Annotated in this window: 16 protein-coding genes; 9 read left to right on the top strand and 7 right to left on the bottom strand. The window is 63.4% G+C overall.

The window, feature by feature from the left end; all coding sequences use genetic code 11:
• Window positions 1-32 precede the first annotated feature (32 nt).
• Window positions 33-329 carry an FmdB family zinc ribbon protein gene (locus tag CHB87_RS02145; RefSeq protein WP_089406725.1) on the top strand — a complete coding sequence of 99 codons (297 nt, stop codon included), beginning with the start codon at window positions 33-35 and terminating at the stop codon, window positions 327-329.
• Between the two features lie 205 nt (window positions 330-534).
• Here CHB87_RS02145 and purD read toward each other — a convergent pair whose 3' ends face one another.
• Genes purD through CHB87_RS21760 form a run of 3 tightly spaced genes read right to left on the bottom strand, consistent with a single transcriptional unit; the run spans window position 535 to window position 3,116 of the window.
• Window positions 535-1,803: a phosphoribosylamine--glycine ligase gene (purD, locus tag CHB87_RS02140; protein WP_089406724.1), complete on the bottom strand. Its 1,269-nt coding sequence runs from the start codon at window positions 1,801-1,803 to the stop codon at window positions 535-537.
• Window positions 1,804-1,832: 29 nt separating this feature from the next.
• Window positions 1,833-2,360, bottom strand: a complete 528-nt coding sequence (locus CHB87_RS02135; RefSeq protein ID WP_089406723.1) for a Uma2 family endonuclease — start codon at window positions 2,358-2,360, stop codon at window positions 1,833-1,835.
• A 51-nt stretch (window positions 2,361-2,411) separates the two neighbouring features.
• Complete coding sequence (locus CHB87_RS21760; RefSeq protein ID WP_142988166.1) at window positions 2,412-3,116, bottom strand: metal-dependent transcriptional regulator; 705 nt, start codon at window positions 3,114-3,116, stop codon at window positions 2,412-2,414.
• A 102-nt stretch (window positions 3,117-3,218) separates the two neighbouring features.
• On the opposite strand from CHB87_RS21760, the gene CHB87_RS02125 reads away from it, so the two are divergent.
• On the top strand, window positions 3,219-4,607 hold the full coding sequence (locus CHB87_RS02125) for an Nramp family divalent metal transporter (protein ID WP_089406722.1): 1,389 nt from the start codon (window positions 3,219-3,221) through the stop codon (window positions 4,605-4,607).
• Window positions 4,608-4,707: 100 nt separating this feature from the next.
• On the opposite strand, the gene CHB87_RS02120 is transcribed toward CHB87_RS02125, so the two are convergent.
• A complete protein-coding gene (locus CHB87_RS02120; RefSeq protein WP_089407482.1) occupies window positions 4,708-6,660 on the bottom strand; it encodes a 30S ribosomal protein S1 in 1,953 nt (650 codons plus the stop codon).
• Between the two features lie 286 nt (window positions 6,661-6,946).
• Between CHB87_RS02120 and CHB87_RS02115 the strand changes: the two genes are divergently transcribed.
• The 4 genes from CHB87_RS02115 (at window position 6,947) to CHB87_RS02100 (ending at window position 10,321) form a co-directional block, all read left to right on the top strand.
• The gene (locus CHB87_RS02115) at window positions 6,947-7,516 is read left to right on the top strand and encodes an HIT family protein (protein WP_089406721.1); all 570 of its coding nucleotides are present in this window, start codon (window positions 6,947-6,949) and stop codon (window positions 7,514-7,516) included.
• 196 nt (window positions 7,517-7,712) lie between these two features.
• Window positions 7,713-7,997, top strand: coding sequence for a hypothetical protein (locus CHB87_RS02110; RefSeq protein ID WP_142988165.1), 285 nt, complete (start codon window positions 7,713-7,715; stop codon window positions 7,995-7,997).
• Window positions 7,998-8,174: 177 nt separating this feature from the next.
• On the top strand, window positions 8,175-9,119 hold the full coding sequence (locus CHB87_RS02105; RefSeq protein WP_089406719.1) for a DUF2157 domain-containing protein: 945 nt from the start codon (window positions 8,175-8,177) through the stop codon (window positions 9,117-9,119).
• Window positions 9,116-10,321 carry a hypothetical protein gene (locus CHB87_RS02100; protein ID WP_089406718.1) on the top strand — a complete coding sequence of 402 codons (1,206 nt, stop codon included), beginning with the start codon at window positions 9,116-9,118 and terminating at the stop codon, window positions 10,319-10,321. Before CHB87_RS02105 ends, CHB87_RS02100 begins: the two co-directional genes overlap by 4 nt.
• Before the next feature lies 1 nt (window position 10,322).
• Here CHB87_RS02100 and CHB87_RS02095 read toward each other — a convergent pair whose 3' ends face one another.
• From CHB87_RS02095 to rpsU, 3 genes are all read right to left on the bottom strand, one after another.
• Window positions 10,323-11,225, bottom strand: a complete 903-nt coding sequence (locus tag CHB87_RS02095) for an MBL fold metallo-hydrolase (protein ID WP_089406717.1) — start codon at window positions 11,223-11,225, stop codon at window positions 10,323-10,325.
• 34 nt (window positions 11,226-11,259) lie between these two features.
• Window positions 11,260-11,877: a zinc-ribbon domain containing protein gene (locus tag CHB87_RS22520; RefSeq protein WP_245817766.1), complete on the bottom strand. Its 618-nt coding sequence runs from the start codon at window positions 11,875-11,877 to the stop codon at window positions 11,260-11,262.
• Window positions 11,878-12,142: 265 nt separating this feature from the next.
• Window positions 12,143-12,340, bottom strand: coding sequence for a 30S ribosomal protein S21 (rpsU, locus tag CHB87_RS02085; RefSeq protein ID WP_089406716.1), 198 nt, complete (start codon window positions 12,338-12,340; stop codon window positions 12,143-12,145).
• A 191-nt stretch (window positions 12,341-12,531) separates the two neighbouring features.
• Between rpsU and CHB87_RS02080 the strand changes: the two genes are divergently transcribed.
• From CHB87_RS02080 to CHB87_RS02070, 3 genes are all read left to right on the top strand, one after another.
• A complete protein-coding gene (locus CHB87_RS02080) occupies window positions 12,532-13,044 on the top strand; it encodes a gamma carbonic anhydrase family protein (RefSeq protein ID WP_089406715.1) in 513 nt (170 codons plus the stop codon).
• An 81-nt stretch (window positions 13,045-13,125) separates the two neighbouring features.
• Window positions 13,126-13,833 carry a hypothetical protein gene (locus CHB87_RS02075; RefSeq protein WP_089406714.1) on the top strand — a complete coding sequence of 236 codons (708 nt, stop codon included), beginning with the start codon at window positions 13,126-13,128 and terminating at the stop codon, window positions 13,831-13,833.
• Between the two features lie 165 nt (window positions 13,834-13,998).
• Window positions 13,999-15,900: an NHL repeat-containing protein gene (locus CHB87_RS02070; protein WP_142988164.1), complete on the top strand. Its 1,902-nt coding sequence runs from the start codon at window positions 13,999-14,001 to the stop codon at window positions 15,898-15,900.
• Window positions 15,901-15,908: the final 8 nt, after the last annotated feature.

Genomic DNA, 15,908 nt, shown 5'->3' with positions numbered 1-15,908 from the left:
AGCTAGAGTTGGAACACACGAAGGAATCGCCCATGCCGCTCTACGAATACGAATGCTCCGCCTGCCACAAGCGCACGGAGAAGATCCAGAAGTTCTCCGACCCCGAGATCACGACCTGCCCGTTCTGCGGCGGTCCGCTGGCGCGCGTGCTCTCCGCCCCGGCCATCTCGTTCAAGGGCGGCGGCTGGTACGCCGATGGATACGCCTCGGCCAAGCCTTCGAGCGAGACCAAGACCTCGGGCTCCGCATCGTCGTCCGAGTCGAGCGCGCCTGCCGCCGCAGCTCCCGCCGCGGCGCCAGCGGCCAGCTCCACGCCTGCCAAGAGCTAGCCGGTTTCAGGGGTAGATCGTTGCCAACCTGAACAAAACGCAGGTCCTTCGCTCGCTCAGGATGACGGATTTGGTGACGGGATTTGGAGTAACCACGCTCCGAACCCGCCTGGATCGCCCGCCATACCCAGGCGACAACCCAAAACGCTTGTCATCCTGAGTGCAGCGAAGGACCTGCTTTTATCTTTGTTGCTGCCTCTTGTGCCTACGCCTCCAGCGCGCGCCACCCGATATCCCGCCGGAACTGCATCCCCTCGAACCGGATCGCATCGAGCGCCTCGTACGCCTTCGCCAGTGCGTCCTTCAAGTCGTGCGAGACAGCCGTCACCGCGAGCACGCGTCCGCCAGCCGTCAAGGTCGCGCCGTCCACCAGCGCCGTGCCGGAGTGGAAGACCACGCGCCCATCCCCATCCAGCCCTTCAAGTCCCGCGATCGGCAGGCCCGAGCGATACTTGCCGGGATAACCGCCGCTGGCCGCAATCACACAGGCGCTCGCGCCCGGCTTCAGCTTGATCTCCAACTCAGCCGCGCGTCCGTCGATCGAGGCTTCCAGAATTGCCAGCAGATCGGTCTCCAGCCGCAGCAGGATCGCCTGCGTCTCCGGGTCGCCGAAGCGCGTGTTGAATTCCAGCACCATCGGCCCGGCGGGCGTCATCATGATGCCGCAGAAGAGAATGCCCTGAAACGGCGTGCCCTCCTGGCGCATGCCGTCGACGACCTTCTGGGCGACGTTTTCGAGCAGCCAGGCCGACATCTCCGGCGTAATCAGCGTGTCGGTCGAGTAGGCGCCCATGCCGCCCGTATTCGGCCCGGTGTCGCCCTCGCCGACGCGTTTGTGGTCCTGCGCGGCGGCCAGCGTCACTGCCTTGAAGCCGTCGCAGACCGCGAAGAACGAGACCTCCGGGCCGGTCAGGAACTCCTCGATCACAAGCGTGGGCACGGCCGAGCCGAGCAGCGCCCCGCCGAACATCCCGCTCGCCGCCGCCAGCGCCTCCTCGTGGTTTGCGCAGATCACGACGCCCTTGCCCGCGGCCAGCCCGTCGGCCTTTACGACCACCTCCGGCGCGAAGCGCTCCAGCGCCGCCTCCGCCTGCGCGTAGTTGGCGCAGACCGCGTACCCGGCCGTCGGAATGCCGTGCCGCTGCATGAACTCCTTGGCGAAGCCCTTGCTCGACTCCAGCCGCGCCGCCGCCCGCGTCGGCCCAAACGCCCGCACGCCCAGCGCCGTCAGCTCATCCACCAGCCCCAGCGACAGCGGAACCTCCGGGCCAACCACCACCAGCTCCGGCTGCTCATCGCCGACGACCGCGATCGTCGCATCCAGATCCGACACGTCCAACGGCACGCACCGCGCCAGCGCCGCAATCCCACCGTTGCCCGGCGCGCAGACGATCTCGCTCACCCGCGCCGACCTGCTCAAAGCCCACACCACGGCGTGCTCCCGCCCGCCGCCACCGATCACCAGAATCTTCATATCTTCCAAGCTAGCATTTTGGGGGACAATTATCGGGGAAAGACCTCGTCCACGTGCAGCACGAGGGAGGTTCCGGGCACGGAGAGCGCGCCGTTTACGACCGTCAACCCGCGCTCGTCGTAGCGATAGGCCTTGCGTGTCTCCGGATCGAAAGCCCAGATGTGTGGGACGCCAAAGGCAAGGTAGTCGCCCAGCACCTCCTGCAGGCGCTTCCAGGTGTCCTCGCGCGAGATGACCTCGATGCAAATCAGCGGTACGTCGTAGACGATGCGCTCGATCTCAAGCCCCGCGCGCAGAACCATCGTGTCCGGCACACGGAACCGGTCCTCGGCGATCTGCAGGCGGCACTCCTGAATGGCGTTGACGCCCCATGCCTCTTCGTTCGTAAGGAAGATGCGCATCAGCATCTTCTGCACAGTGGCGTGTTCCCACTCGCCCACGTTGCGATCCTCCACCCGGCCGTTCACATAGTCGCGATCAGGCCGGTAGCTCGTCCGCAAATACTCCTGCGGCGAAATATACGGCTCATTGAACGGCAATGTGTGAGCTGCGGCCATCGTGACTCCAGTATGCTCCAACGGATCGGCGCTTCCTATCGGAATCGCTTATCAAATCCCAAACGGCACAATCCGAATGCCTCCGGCAAGCTCCGCCGTCAGGTCGATCGCGTCTTCCGGTTGCCCCGCGCGCCGGATGCTCACCGAGCAGGTCTCCGCCGAGGTCCGCGGCAGCACCTGCAGTTTGATGCCGACTCGAAGCCCCGTCGCCTCCAGCCGTCGCCGCGTCTCCGCGTCGCGCTCGCCCACGCTGTCGATCACGTAGGCGCCGCCGGCCAGCGCCTCGCTCAGACAGATCGCCTCGCGCACCGGCATCTGGCCCTCCATCGTCGGGATCGACTGGCCGTGCGGATCGGTCTTCGGATGGCCCAGCTTCGCAGCGATCCGCTCCTCGAACCGCTCCGAGATGAAGTGCTCCAACCGCTCCGCCTCGTCATGCACCTCTTCGATCGGGTAGTCGAGAATCTCGTACAGAAAGGTCTCGATCAGTCGGTGATGGCGAACGATTTCGAGCGCACGACGCCGCCCGGCGGGCGAGAGCCGTACGCCGCGATGGCGCTCGTACTCCACCATCGGCTCCGGGGCCACTGCCAGCTTCTGCAGCATGTTCGTGATCGACGCCGGCGCGACGCCCAGCCGATTCGCCAGCGCCGTGCTCGTCACCCGCTGCTCGGTCGAGCCGCCCAGCACGAGAATCGCCTTCAGGTAGTTGTCCACCGACTCGCTGTTCGCATTTGCCTGCCGCCGTGCTGGCATCACTGTTCTCCAGCTTACAGTTTGACCTATTTCAGAGATTTAGGTATACCTAATATATAGGCTTGCCTAAATTCAGGAAGCCGTGCCCGCATTTTCAATCACATGGCCGATCTCTCCTCTCAATTCGAATCGCTTCCCAGTGGGGAGAGGCTTGTAGCGTCGCCCGCGACAGTCGCGGCCGGCGCCAGCACGACGGCGCCTTTGAAGCCGCGTGCCGGCGGCATCTGGTCGTACTTCGGGCCGGCCTTCGTGGCGTCGGTTGCGTATATCGATCCGGGAAACTTCGCGACGAATATTCAGGGCGGCAGCGCCTTCGGCTACCGGCTGCTATGGGTGTTGCTCTGGTCGAACGCGATGGCGATTCTGATCCAGTACCTCTCGGCCAAGCTGGGCATCGTGACCGGGCGGACGCTACCCGAGAACTGCCGCACCCACTTTTCGCGGCGGACTGCGGTCGGTCTCTGGATCGCGGCCGAGATCGCCGCCATCGCCACCGACTTGGCCGAGTTTCTGGGCGCCGCGCTTGGCATGTACCTGCTCTTCGGTCCGGCGATGCTGGCGCACGGACTCTCGCGCACCGGATCGCTGTTGGTCTCGGCGCTCATCACGACGGTGCTGGTCTTCGCCCTGCTGGCGCTGGACCTGCTCGGCTATCAGTGGTTCGAGCGCGCGATCATGGTGCTGGTCGGCGTCATTGGCATCTGCTACGGCGTGGAGATCTTCCTCGTCCACCCGGACTGGAAGCTGGCCGCCTACGACGTGCTGATCCCAACGCTCGCGACGGGCAGTGCGAAGAGCTTCCACGAGAGCATCTACCTTGCCGTCGGCATGCTGGGCGCGACGGTGATGCCGCACGTCATCTACCTGCACTCCGCGCTCGTGCAGCCGCGGCTGAAGACGCTGACGCTGCCGGGCATGACGGACAAGAAGACGATGCGCAGCCGCTACCTGCGCTTCGAGCTGGTCGATGTTTTCATCGCGATGAACGGGGCGTGGCTCATCAACTCCGCCATGATCGTCATGGCGGCCGTCGCGTTCTCGCACCTGGCGGAGCCGGTGGCCGACATCGAGGTGGCGCACCGCACGCTGGGGCCGCTGCTCGGGCCGCTCTCGGCGACGGTCTTTGCGGTGGCGCTGCTCTGCTCGGGGTTGTCGTCGTCGACCGTCGGCGTGTTGGCCGGACAGGTCATCATCGAAGGCTTCCTCGATATCAAGTTCCCGATCTACCTGCGCCGGCTGATCACAATCGTCCCGGCCATCGCGGTGATCGCACTGGGATGGGACCCGCTGAAGGTGCTGGTGCTCTCGCAGGTGGTGCTCAGCTTCACCCTGCCCGCCGCGTTGATCCCACTGCTGATCCTGACCGGACGCACGTCGGTGATGGAGAGCTTCGCCAATACGCAGCGGACCCGCATCGCCGGCTGGGTGATCGTGGGCGTAATCGTCGCGCTGAACGCCGTGCTGATCGGGCAGATCGCCTTCGATCTGTAGCGGCACACACTTGGCCTGGCACTGGATTTCAGTTCCGGCAAACGAGAAGGGCCACCCGATCCGGGTGGCCCTTCTGTTCCTTGCGGAGGCTGCGGGGAGATTACTCTCCGGCTGCATCCTCGCGCTCGGCGCGCTTCCAGTTGAGCAGGTCGCCCAGGGTCGTGCTGCTGGAGGAGCTGGAGCTCGACGAGCTGGAACCGGAGTTCGAACCCTTCTTGCCGCCGCCGCCATGCTCGCGTTCCTTGTAGCTCTCGACCTCGGCGCGGCTTGCCTCTTCGCCAACCGCACGAATCGACAGACCGACCTTCTTCTCTTCCTGGTTCATCTTGACGATCTTGAACTCATGCTCCTGATCGACCTGGAGGTCCACCGGCTTGCCGGTTCCATCCACAGCCTCGGAGACATGGCACAGACCTTCGACACCCTCAGCGATCTCAACGAAGGCGCCGAACTGCGCCGTGCGCAGAACCTTACCCTTGATGACGTCGCCGATGCGGTGCTGGGCGAAGAACGTATCCCAGACATCCGGCTGAAGCTGCTTGACGCCAAGCGAGAGGCGGCGGTTCTCGGGCTCGACGCCCAGAACGATCGCGCGGACCTTCTCACCCTTCTTGAGAACCTCGGAGGGGTGCTTGATACGCTTGGTCCAGCTCAGGTTCGAGACATGCACCAGACCGTCGATGCCGTCCTCGATCTCGATGAACGCGCCGAAGTCCGTGAGGTTGCGCACGCGGCCTTCGATGATGGCGCCGGTCGGGTACTTGTCCTCGAGCTGCTCCCACGGATTCTCCTGGAGCTGCTTCATGCCCAGCGAGATGCGGCGGTCGTTCGGATTGACGGAGAGGATGATCGTGTCGACCTCGTCGCCCGGCTTGACCATCTTCGACGGATGCTTCATCCGCTTGGACCAGGTCATCTCCGAGACGTGAACGAGGCCTTCGATGCCCTGCTCCAGCTCAACGAACGCGCCGTAGTCGGTGACCGACAGAACGCGACCGCGAACCTGCGCGCCGATCGGGTAACGCTCGGTGGCGTCGAGCCACGGATCGGGCGTCAACTGCTTGAAGCCGAGCGAAACGCGCTGCTTGTCCTTGTCGAACTTCAGCACCTTCACCTGGATCTCGTCGCCGACGTTGACCAGGTCGCGCGGATGCGTCAGGCGGCCCCAGCTCATGTCGGTGATGTGCAGCAGACCGTCCAGACCGCCCATGTCGACGAACGCGCCGTAGTCGGTCAGGTTCTTGACGGTGCCGGTGAGGATCGAACCCTCTTCCAGCGTCGCCAGCGTGACGGACTTCTTCGCGTTCTGCTCCTCTTCGAGCAGCTCCTTGCGGGAGATCACGACGTTGCCGCGCTTCTTGTTCAGCTTGATGACGCGGACTTCGATCTCCGTGCCGATGTAGCCGTCCAGGTTGCGGACCGGGCGAACCTCGATCTGCGAGCCGGGCAGGAATGCCTTGATGCCAATATCGACAGTCAGGCCGCCCTTGACGCGGCTGAGGACCATACCCTTGACCGGGGTCTTGTCGTTGGCCGCCTGTTCGAGCACGTCCCAAACCTTGTGGCGCAGAGCCTTCTCGTGGCTGACGATGTATCCGCCGCCATGGGTCTCTTCGCGCTCGACCACGACCTCGACCGCATCGCCCGGCTGGAACTTCGAGACGCCATTGACGTCAAGAACCTGATCCAGGGGAAGCAGACCTTCGGACTTCAGGCCGATGTCAACGACGACGTGCTTGTCGGTGATCTTGACCACCGTGCCGGTCACAATGACCTCTTCGGCAGTCAGGCTCTGTGCTGCGGCCGACTCGACTGCCTGCTCGCGGTCGAAGTTCGCCAGGGCTGCGGCAAAGTCCGCGTCCTCGTAATCCGGCTCTTCTTCGGCTGCGGCAGAGATCTCCGGAACGGAGACGGACTCGGCGACAGGGGTGTGGTTGGTTGGGGTGGACTCGGTCGGCAGGGACTGCTCCGCTGCCGCTTCAGGCGCTAGGGTTTCCAGTTCGGTGTTCAGGGGTTTGCTCTCGATGTACTCAGAATTATGGTCGTCTACCATGATGATGCGGACTCCGGGGTCCAAGATTCATTCCTGCCATTCTGTCGTCGGGCGAAAACTTGGCAGCGATCCCTTTCGTTAGAGCTTTGAAAGCCTCGTCAGGGTTCACTTTCCTCGTTCCAGCACCAGCAGGCAAGAATGAAACAAACTCTGCAGAGGAGCGGCTGCACTTGGATCCCACACGCAGTGGCTCACTCAAAAGCATATATGCCGGAGGATAGGCAGTCAACCGAGGCGGCCCAATCTCTGTGCGGTTACAGACATACATGCACCTATACTGGAGCATATGGACCGGCTCTGGACTCCGTGGCGCTACAACTACATCACCGGCGCGAAAAAATCGGCGCGTAAGGGCGTGCCGGAGCAGCTCGACGCCTGGCCGGCCGATCAGGATAAAGGTTGCGTCTTCTGCAACATGATCGCCGCCGTGGACTGGAACGTCGCCAACGGCATGCCGGTCGAGGAGGCCGAGAAGGCCGCCGGGATCGTCCTGCGGGGCAGGTCGGTCTTCGTCTGCCTGAACGCCTTTCCTTACGGCACGGGCCACGTGCTGGTGATTCCGTATCAGCATCTGGACACGCTGGCCGGGCTGCCCGCCGAGGCGGCGCATGAGCTGATCGAGACCGCCCAGCGGCTGGAGCGGGCGCTGCGCGAGGTCTACCGGCCGGACGGCGTCAACCTGGGGATGAACATCGGCGAGGCTGCCGGCGCGGGAATCGCCGAGCACCTGCACCTGCATGCGTTACCACGCTGGTTCGGCGACACGAATTTCATGACCGTGACGGCCGAGACGCGGGTGCTGCCCGAAACGCTCGAGACCACCTGGCAACGTCTGCGCGCAAACTTGAATCTATAGAGTGGTCGAAATTGCTGAAAAATTCCTGATACGGGCAATGTCCCGATACGGTATATTTCACAAACATAACCCCAGGAAAATTTCCATACAACGAACGTTTCGCGCTCGACATCCTACACCCTTAGAGATGCACAGAGAGAAGCACACGAGAAGCGCACCACGTTCGACAAAAGATGATGCGCCTCCGGAGGTCCACATGCACATCCCCATGTACGACGCCCCACCCTCCGCACTCCGCCAACCGGTAGAACCGAGCCGGTATGTGCAGTCGCTGGCTGCTCACAGCCATGTCACCCGGCTGGTCGCCGGCCCTGAGGCCCGCGCCGCAGCGCTGCAGAAGAGCCGCTTTGCCAAGCTCCCCCACGAACCGGAGGATGCCCGCCTGACCGGCGTCACCCGCTCCCTCAACCGCCGCCTGCTGGCCCTGAACCTCTCCGGTTCGCTGGCGCAATCGCAGGAACTGTCCGCCAAGATCGCGTAATTCACACGTTCATTCCTCCAAACGGCCCCGCCCATGTGAGCGGGGCCGTTTTGCGTCTGGAGCATGGCGCCGGAAGAAAGAGGCGCATGAAGGAGGATCGATTTCCTGGGCTGGCATGTACTATCGGAATCGGATCAAGATGTTGTTCTAAATCCGAGGCCGAAGAAGGAAAGCGCCATGACGATCCTCGCTCGCCTGGAACTCTGGAAGGAGCAGGGCGCCATCACGACGGAGGAGCAGGCGCATCTGGCGGGCCTCTCTCGCGGAGAGCCGGTCTCCCTCTCGCTTGAACTCAACACCCTCCTTTATGCTGGCATGCTGGCCTTCGTTGCCGGGCTTGGCTGGACGATCTCCACCTGGTCGCGGCAACTGGGCGATGTGCTCGTCCTGACCATTCTTTCCCTTCTTCTCGCCTCATCCTTCTGGTACAGCTTCTCCCGCGCAGCGGCATGGACACGGGCAGAGAGTACTGCGCCGACGCCGATCTTCGACTATGTTCTCTACCTCGGCTGTCTCGTGTGGTGTCTGGAACTGGCTTATCTGGAGAACCGCCTCCACGTCCTCGCGGGTCAGTGGGATCTCTATCTCCTGATCACGGCGCTGGTTTTCTTCTTTCTCGCCTATCGCTTCGACAATCGTTTTGTGTTGTCTCTCGCCCTCTCCTCGCTCGCGGGTTGGTTTGGGCTGAAGATCTCGCACTGGCCGGATAGCCCGAGCGAGGCATACCGGCCATACGCCCTGCTTTACTGTCTGTCGGTCGGCGGCGCCGGCGCTCTGCTTCAGCGCTTCAAACTGAAGCCGCACTTTCTCAACACCTACCTCAACGTCGCCGCCAATGTTTTGTTCTGGACGATTCTTGCCGGGGTCTTCGATTCGCAGGACCACGGACTTTGGCTCTTCGGTCTGCTCATCGCATGCGCCGCCTCGCTTGCATGGGGGCTGGGACGCCGCCAGTTTGCCTTCGTCGCCTATGCCGCCGTCTACGGCTATGTGGGTCTCAGTTGGCTGCTCCTCCACGACGCCAGGGACGAGACCTTCATCCTGGGCTACTTTGTCCTTACCGCCATCGCAATGGTCGTAACGCTGGTCCAGATCGCGCGCCATTTCGGGAGGCAGAGGTGAGAATCTATCCCGCATCGAGCGAAGAGGCGCTGCGTGCCCGCAAGCTGCTTACCGAATGGACCGCCGACGGCTATCTCAGCAAGGAGCAGCAACAGGCGCTCGAAGAGGAGACAGCCACCGACCTCCGCACCACCAATATCTTCCTGAGACTCGTGCTATTCGTCTTTACGGTCATCGCCGTGGCTGCCGCAGTCGGACTCTTCTTCGCGATCTTTCTTTCGAGAGCATCGCAACCGGCCACCGGCTTCCTGCTCCTGATCTTCGCGGCCGTCTCCTATACGGCGGCCGAGGTTCTGGCGGAAAAGGGCTGGTATCGTCATGGAATCGAGGAGGCGCTCGCAGCCTGTTCGGTCGGCTTTCTCTGCTCTGGACTGGAGATGCTGTTTTTCAGCAGCGTCCGAGCCTCGCACGAGGCGCAGTGGATCGTTTCCGCCGTCGGCGCCGTCGTTTCGCTTTGGATCTGGCGCCGCTTCCATCTCTGGTACGCCTTTCCCGCCGCGATGATCTTCGCCAACTACCTGCCCGGCTTCTGGACCTCATCGCAGGCTGTGCAGCATCTCTTCGTCGCGCTGTTATACGTCGCCGGATTGGTCGTATTCGCTCCCGTTCGCGCCCGCCACCGCTTCGATTACCTCGAAGGGGCTTACTCGCTCGCCGAGGCCTTTCTCTGGCTCGGCCTCTACCTGATCCTCAATCTCCAGATCTCGCAGCTCGGCCTGATGTCGCTCGTGGGATCTCCGGGGATGCCCGGACGCCTTCACCAGGGATCCGCTGGGCTGTTCTACTGGACGACCTGGGTGCTCATCTGGTGCCTGCCGCCACTCATCCTGGCGCGCGGCGTTCGCCTGAAGGACCGCCTCATCCTCGCGGCCGGCGCGCTGACGACGATCCTGACCTTCATCAGCAACAAGCCTTACCTCGGCTGGCCGCGCCACACCTGGGACCCTATGCTTCTGGGCGTCGCACTGGCTGGCGTCGCCATCTACCTCAGACGGTGGCTCGCGCAGGGGCCAGACGGCGTTCGCCATGGCTTCACGGCGGCGCGTCTTTCGGACAGGGATCGCCATGCGATGAGCGTCGGCTCGTCCTTCCTTGGCCTGATCACGCCGCACTCGGTAACGCCGGCCCCGCAACCTGCCCAGCCGGAGGTCCAGTTTGGCGGCGGACGCTCGGGCGGCGGCGGCGCCAGCGGGGACTATTGATCTATACGATGACCGGCTTACCCTTCTCATTCCAGCCGATGCGCCCCAGCGGCGTGTGGTGGTCGTGGGTGAAGACGGTCAGGATGTCCTCGTCCACCGCGCGCTTGAGGTAACGTTTGCGTTCGGCGATGCAGCGCAGTGGGTCCAGGTCGAATCCCATCACCCAGGTTGGGTCGAGGTGGTTCGCCGTGGGCAGCAGATCGCCGATATAGCAGGCCTTCTGCCGCGTTCCACCGGGGCCTGTGGATTCGATGTGGATTCCCAGCATCTGCGCCGTGTGGCCGGGGTAAACCTCCACCGAGACGCCCGGCACAATCTGTGGATTCTGCCGGATCGAGTCCTCGTCCAGCAGCGTCATCTGGCCGGATTCGATCAGCGGGTCGTAGTTCGGCGAGAGGTAGCTGACGCGGTCGCGGTCGAGCTGCCGATGGCCGTGCTCCACCTCGCCGCGATGCGCGAAGTAGCGTGCGTTAGGAAAGGTCGGGGTGACCGAGCCGTCCGGGTGGAGCGTCGTGTTCCAACCGCAGTGGTCGAAGTGCAGGTGCGTGTTGACGACCACGTCCACCTCCTCCGGCCGGATGCCCGCCGCGGCGAGCGACGACGGCAACAGCGCCTGATTCCGGTGAATCTGCTGCATCTTGGCGGACTGCTTATTGCCGATGCCGGTCTCGATCAGCACCGTGTGTCTTCCGGTGCGGACGATGAGCGTGTTCAGCCCCAGCAGTACGCAGTTGTTCTCATCCGCCGGCATGCGGCGCTGCCACAGCGTCTTCGGCACGACGCCGAACATGGCGCCGCCATCCAGCAGAAAGCTGCCATCGGTGCAGACGGTCAGTTCGAAGTCGCCGAGAGGCTGGCGCGCGCGGAGCAGGTCCTGGTCGGTGGGGCGGGCTGCAGGGTGCATATCCCCTACACCCTACCCCTACCGGGGCGGCGTTTCAAGCCTGCAGGGAATCGAGCGACTGAATAGCCGCATCGGTCAATCCGCCTGCCGGCGATACGGACGTGGCGCCATGAGAGGCGACGCCGGTGATGGAGGCGAGGTCCGCAACCGTCGCGACCGAGGAGTTCGGCAGGGCGGTCGTCATGGAGACCGCGGCCAGCACGGCTGCCTCCTGCGTCAGTCCGACACCCTCCGCGCTGACCGAGGCCTGGGTCAGCGCCGAGACGGTCGGGTCCATGAAGGGCGAGGGCGGCGGCGCAATGGCGGGCAGCTCCACCGCTGCGGCCGGCTTGGCGGCCTTCAACTGAAAACACTGGCGGCACAGCACGGGACGGCCTTGCGTGGGCTTGAAGGGAACGGTCGTCTCGATGCCGCACTCGGAGCACTCGGTGCGAGTCTCGGTGCGAGAGATGCCTGCGGCGGCGGGTCCGGAGCCGGGTTTGGCGCTTGCGCCGGCGCGGCGGCTTTTGCACGGTTTACAACGTTTGGGGTCGTTCTTGAACTGTTTGTCGTGGAAAAACAGTTGTTCCCCAGCGGTAAAGATGAACTCTCCCCCGCAGTCGAGGCAGGTCAACAGCCGGTCTTGGAATAAAGTACTGCTGGCAGAATCCATATCACTTCTCCCATCGTGCGGAAAAAGGATGATCGCCCGTAGCCATTTTTTTGTCAGTGTGGCCTTGGGGCGGTCAAGCTTTGGCGAATCAAGTCCAATGCAACAGGGGCCCAAAAGCTTTACTGCGAAAGGCTGAAACAAATCTAGGGTCGAGGCGGTACAGGGAGGGGAGTCGACAGCGTTGGTGCAGGGTGCTACAGTCGGCGACCGGCTCCCGTAAGAGCCGGCCTGCCTTTATTTTCAATCGGATAACGCAATCAGGAGATTAGTCCTGTTCCTTGCGGATCTTCTTGCGGTTACGCTTGCGGGCAAGCGCTTCCTTGACGCGCTTCTTCTCGCCTGGCTTCAAATAGAAGGAGTGACGCTTGACTTCCTTGATGATGTCTTCGGTCTGAACCTTCCGCTTGAAGCGGCGCAGGGCATTTTCTAGGGGCTCACCATCTTGAACCCGAATCTCTGCCATTGGAGATACACCTCAATCCCGCCCAGATGGGCTCCTCACAGAATACGTCAGGTCGGGCCCGGAACGAAATAAAGTTTTTCGTATCGATAAGGCGTCTCCCAAATGGGGTGACCTCGCGACCTTATGTAACTTTTCGCGGCTCCCGGCGGACGGACGCCGGCGCGCGGCCTGCCTGCGGTTAGAATGGCCGTATGATTCGCAGCTTCCAGGGCATCGTGCCGAGTGTAGGGACTGGTTGCTACGTGGACCCGAGCGCGCAGGTGATCGGCGATGTGGTGCTCGGCGATCAGGCCAGCGTCTGGATGAACGCCGTCATTCGCGGCGATGTGAACTCCATCCGCATCGGCGCGCGGTCCAACGTGCAGGATTGCGCCGTTCTCCACGGCATGCGTCATCTTTACCCGGTGCATGTGGGCGAGATGGTGACGATCGGCCACAATGCGACCGTCCACGGCTGCGTGCTCGAAGATGCGGTGCTGGTGGGCATCGGCGCGGTGATTCTGAACGACTGCCGCATCGGCGAAGGCTCGATCGTCGCCGCCGGCGCCGTGCTGCCGGAGCACACGGTCATTCCGCCGCGCACGCTGGTCGCCGGCGTGCCGGGCAAGATACGCCGAACCCTCGGCGACGCCGACCGCGAGCTGATTTTGAAGTATGCCTCCAACTATCTCGACTACACGGCCATCTACCTGAGAGAGACCTGAAACTCAGACGGCCAGCGCGAACGACGATCATCCAGCCGCACCGAACCATCCAGCAATTTGAAGAAAAAGGGGAGAGCCGTGATGAGACGATACGCCACACCGCTGCTGGCCCTGAGCCTGCTTCTGCCTGCCGCCTTTCTCGCAGGTCAGACGACCGCGCCCGATAACCCGAATCCGCAACTGAAGACCCGGCCCGACATGACGCCGGACGAAAAGGCCGAGGCGCTGCGCATCAGCAAACTCGCGATCGTCAACGGACGTCCCTACGACCAGCCTTCGGAAAAAGATAAGTTCCTCTATTATCTGAACGATAGCTACGGTCTGCCGGCCTTCGAGTCGGATATTGTCCGCGCCGGCTACACCCAACTGCGCGGCAAACCCGAGGGCTGGGGAACGGACCTGCCCGGCTTCGGCCAGCGCTTCGGCTCGGCCGCCGCCGTCAACGCCATCAACGGCAATATGCGTTATGCGATGGGCGAGATCTTCCACGAGGATCTGCGGTACATCCCCTGCCACGGCTGCTCGGCGAAGAAGAAGATCGAGAACGCGCTGCTGGCCGAGGTGACGGCGCGCCACGATGAGGACGGTCACCGGTTCTTTACCGTCACGCCGATCATCACGGACTTCTCCGGCCCGATCGTCGCGCACAGCCTGTGGTATCCGGGCGGTGTAGATCCGGAGTCCGGCGTCGTTGCCGCCCGGCTCATCTTCGCCACGCGCATCGGCGGACACCTCTTCCGCGAGTTCGTGCTGGAGAGAATGCACAAGGAGCCGAAGTACGACAAGTAGGGCTCGGCCGCGCCTCGTTCAGTAGAGCCAAACCTATATCCCCCATCTGGGAGATATTCCATTTCACGCCCTGACATAAGGCCATCCCGTTATGGAACTCGAATAATCTGGTCTTCGCATCCGCGATCCAACCAAATATTCGATTTGTCGACCACGGGAGAAATCATGTTTCGATTCAAAGGTTTAGCGCTGTTAGGCCTGCCTGTCCTTACCCTTCTTCTTACCGGCTGCGGTGCAAATTCGCCCGCCCGCGATGCTGTGGCCAGCCCCGTCACCGGCGCCGCCATCCAGGGCCGCGTCCACGGCGGCCAGCAGCCGATCGCCGGCGCGCAGATCTATCTCTTCGCCGCCAACACCACCGGCTACGGCGCAGCCTCGGTCTCGCTGCTCAAGAGCGCCGCCAATACGCACCTCGACACCAGCGGAGGAGCCACGAACGGCGACTACTACGTGACCACCGGCAACGACGGCAGCTTCAGCATCGCGGGCGACTACACCTGCACGCCCGGCGCCCAGATCTACCTTTATTCGCTGGGCGGAAATCCCGGATCCGGCGTCAACAGCGCCGCGGCCTTGCTGTCGATCATCGGTTCCTGCCCCTCGGCGGGCAACTTCGCCGCTACCGTGCCCTACATCTGGGTGAACGAGGTGACGACGGCCGCTGCGGCGTATTCGTTCTCCGGCTTCGCGGTAGACGGAACCCACGTCTCGAGCTCTGGCTCGGCGGGCGCCCTCGTCGGCATCGCGAACGCCTTCGCGAACTTCGGCAATCTGGTCAACGTCAGTACGGGCGTCGCCCTCACGAAGACTCCGGCGGGCAACGGCACGGTGCAGCAGACGCAGTTGAATGCGCTGGCCAATATCCTGGTCTCCTGTGTGAACTCGACCGGCCCCACCTCGGCCGGCTGCACGACCCTCTTCAACAACACGCTCTCGGGCGGCCTGACCGGAACGAAGCCGTCCGACACCGTGACCGCGATCATCAACCTGGCGCACAACGCGGGTGTCAGCGTCGCCCAGCGGTTCACGCTCGCGACCCCGCAGGTGGCGTTCGCGCCTACGCTCTCTTCCGCTCCGTCGGACTGGAACCTGTCGATCAGCTATACGGGCGGCGGTATGAGCACGTCGATGGACCTGGCCGCCGACGGCTACGGCAACATCTGGCTGGCGAACTACGGCAACAACTCCGTCTCGGAGTTCTCGCCGCTGGGCGTGGCGCTCTCCGGCACGACCGGGTTCGTCGGCGGCGGCCTTTCGCAGCCGACCCGCATCGCGATCGACCCGCAGAACAACGTGTGGGTGGCGAACGCTTCGGCCAACACCGCCGGTTATCACGGTCTGTCGGAGTTCAACAATAACGGCGCCGCGCTTTCGAATCTTGGCTACAACTGCGGTTCGCAGGCAATCTGCCGGTCTGTCTCCTTCGATGCGAGTGGCAATGCCTGGTCGGCCACAGTTGCGGGTCTTGCCCGGGTCACTCCTGCCGGAGCCGTGAGCTACATCGCCGTCTCAGGAAGCGACACGACTGTCGCGGACGCGCAGGGGCATCTCTGGGTGCAGACCGACACAGGAAACTCGGTGCAGGGAATCACCGAGTTGTCGACGCCCACCGGCGCGCAGATCGGGACCTTCGGCAGCGCCGGCAGCTCCGTCTCGAACGATGGCGCGGTGGATGCCAGCGGCAACGTCTGGTTTACCAACGCCTCGGGAGGCCAACTCGCCGCCGTCAATAGCTCAGGCGCGGCGCTTGCCGGATCGCCGTTCACGGTCAACTACAGCGGCGTCTCCGACCCGATCGCCGTGGCGGTCGACGGCGCGAACAGCGTCTGGATGACGAACCTGGGCAACTGGACCCTCGTGCGCCTGACCTCGACCGGTGTCCTCTATCCGGGTGTACCCTTCTCGAACAACGTGCCCGCCAACCCGACCGGTATCGCCATCGATGGGTCCGGCAATGTGTGGACGTCGGGCGGCAACGTGCTCAATCAGTTCATCGGGGCCGGCGCACCGACGGTCGTTCCAACCTCGCAGGCGACCGCGACGAACATGCTTGGCGTTCGTCCCTAACCGAACAG

This window comes from Granulicella rosea, assembly GCF_900188085.1.
Taxonomy (GTDB): domain Bacteria; phylum Acidobacteriota; class Terriglobia; order Terriglobales; family Acidobacteriaceae; genus Edaphobacter; species Edaphobacter rosea.
The sequence above is the reverse complement of the archived record's forward strand: the minus strand, read 5'-3'. Positions and strand labels throughout refer to the sequence as shown.

Bases quoted from the DNA above. Each gene is read 5' to 3' on its own strand.
- CHB87_RS02145 (WP_089406725.1), top strand. From the start codon at position 33: ATGCCGCTCTACGAATACGAATGCTCCGCCTGCCACAAGCGCACGGAG.
- purD (WP_089406724.1), bottom strand. From the start codon at position 1,803: ATGAAGATTCTGGTGATCGGTGGCGGCGGGCGGGAGCACGCCGTGGTG.
- CHB87_RS02135 (WP_089406723.1), bottom strand. From the start codon at position 2,360: ATGGCCGCAGCTCACACATTGCCGTTCAATGAGCCGTATATTTCGCCG.
- CHB87_RS21760 (WP_142988166.1), bottom strand. From the start codon at position 3,116: ATGCCAGCACGGCGGCAGGCAAATGCGAACAGCGAGTCGGTGGACAAC.
- CHB87_RS02125 (WP_089406722.1), top strand. From the start codon at position 3,219: ATGGCCGATCTCTCCTCTCAATTCGAATCGCTTCCCAGTGGGGAGAGG.
- CHB87_RS02120 (WP_089407482.1), bottom strand. From the start codon at position 6,660: ATGGTAGACGACCATAATTCTGAGTACATCGAGAGCAAACCCCTGAAC.
- CHB87_RS02115 (WP_089406721.1), top strand. From the start codon at position 6,947: ATGGACCGGCTCTGGACTCCGTGGCGCTACAACTACATCACCGGCGCG.
- CHB87_RS02110 (WP_142988165.1), top strand. From the start codon at position 7,713: ATGCACATCCCCATGTACGACGCCCCACCCTCCGCACTCCGCCAACCG.
- CHB87_RS02105 (WP_089406719.1), top strand. From the start codon at position 8,175: ATGACGATCCTCGCTCGCCTGGAACTCTGGAAGGAGCAGGGCGCCATC.
- CHB87_RS02095 (WP_089406717.1), bottom strand. From the start codon at position 11,225: ATGCACCCTGCAGCCCGCCCCACCGACCAGGACCTGCTCCGCGCGCGC.
- CHB87_RS22520 (WP_245817766.1), bottom strand. From the start codon at position 11,877: ATGGATTCTGCCAGCAGTACTTTATTCCAAGACCGGCTGTTGACCTGC.
- rpsU (WP_089406716.1), bottom strand. From the start codon at position 12,340: ATGGCAGAGATTCGGGTTCAAGATGGTGAGCCCCTAGAAAATGCCCTG.
- CHB87_RS02080 (WP_089406715.1), top strand. From the start codon at position 12,532: ATGATTCGCAGCTTCCAGGGCATCGTGCCGAGTGTAGGGACTGGTTGC.
- CHB87_RS02075 (WP_089406714.1), top strand. From the start codon at position 13,126: ATGAGACGATACGCCACACCGCTGCTGGCCCTGAGCCTGCTTCTGCCT.
- CHB87_RS02070 (WP_142988164.1), top strand. From the start codon at position 13,999: ATGTTTCGATTCAAAGGTTTAGCGCTGTTAGGCCTGCCTGTCCTTACC.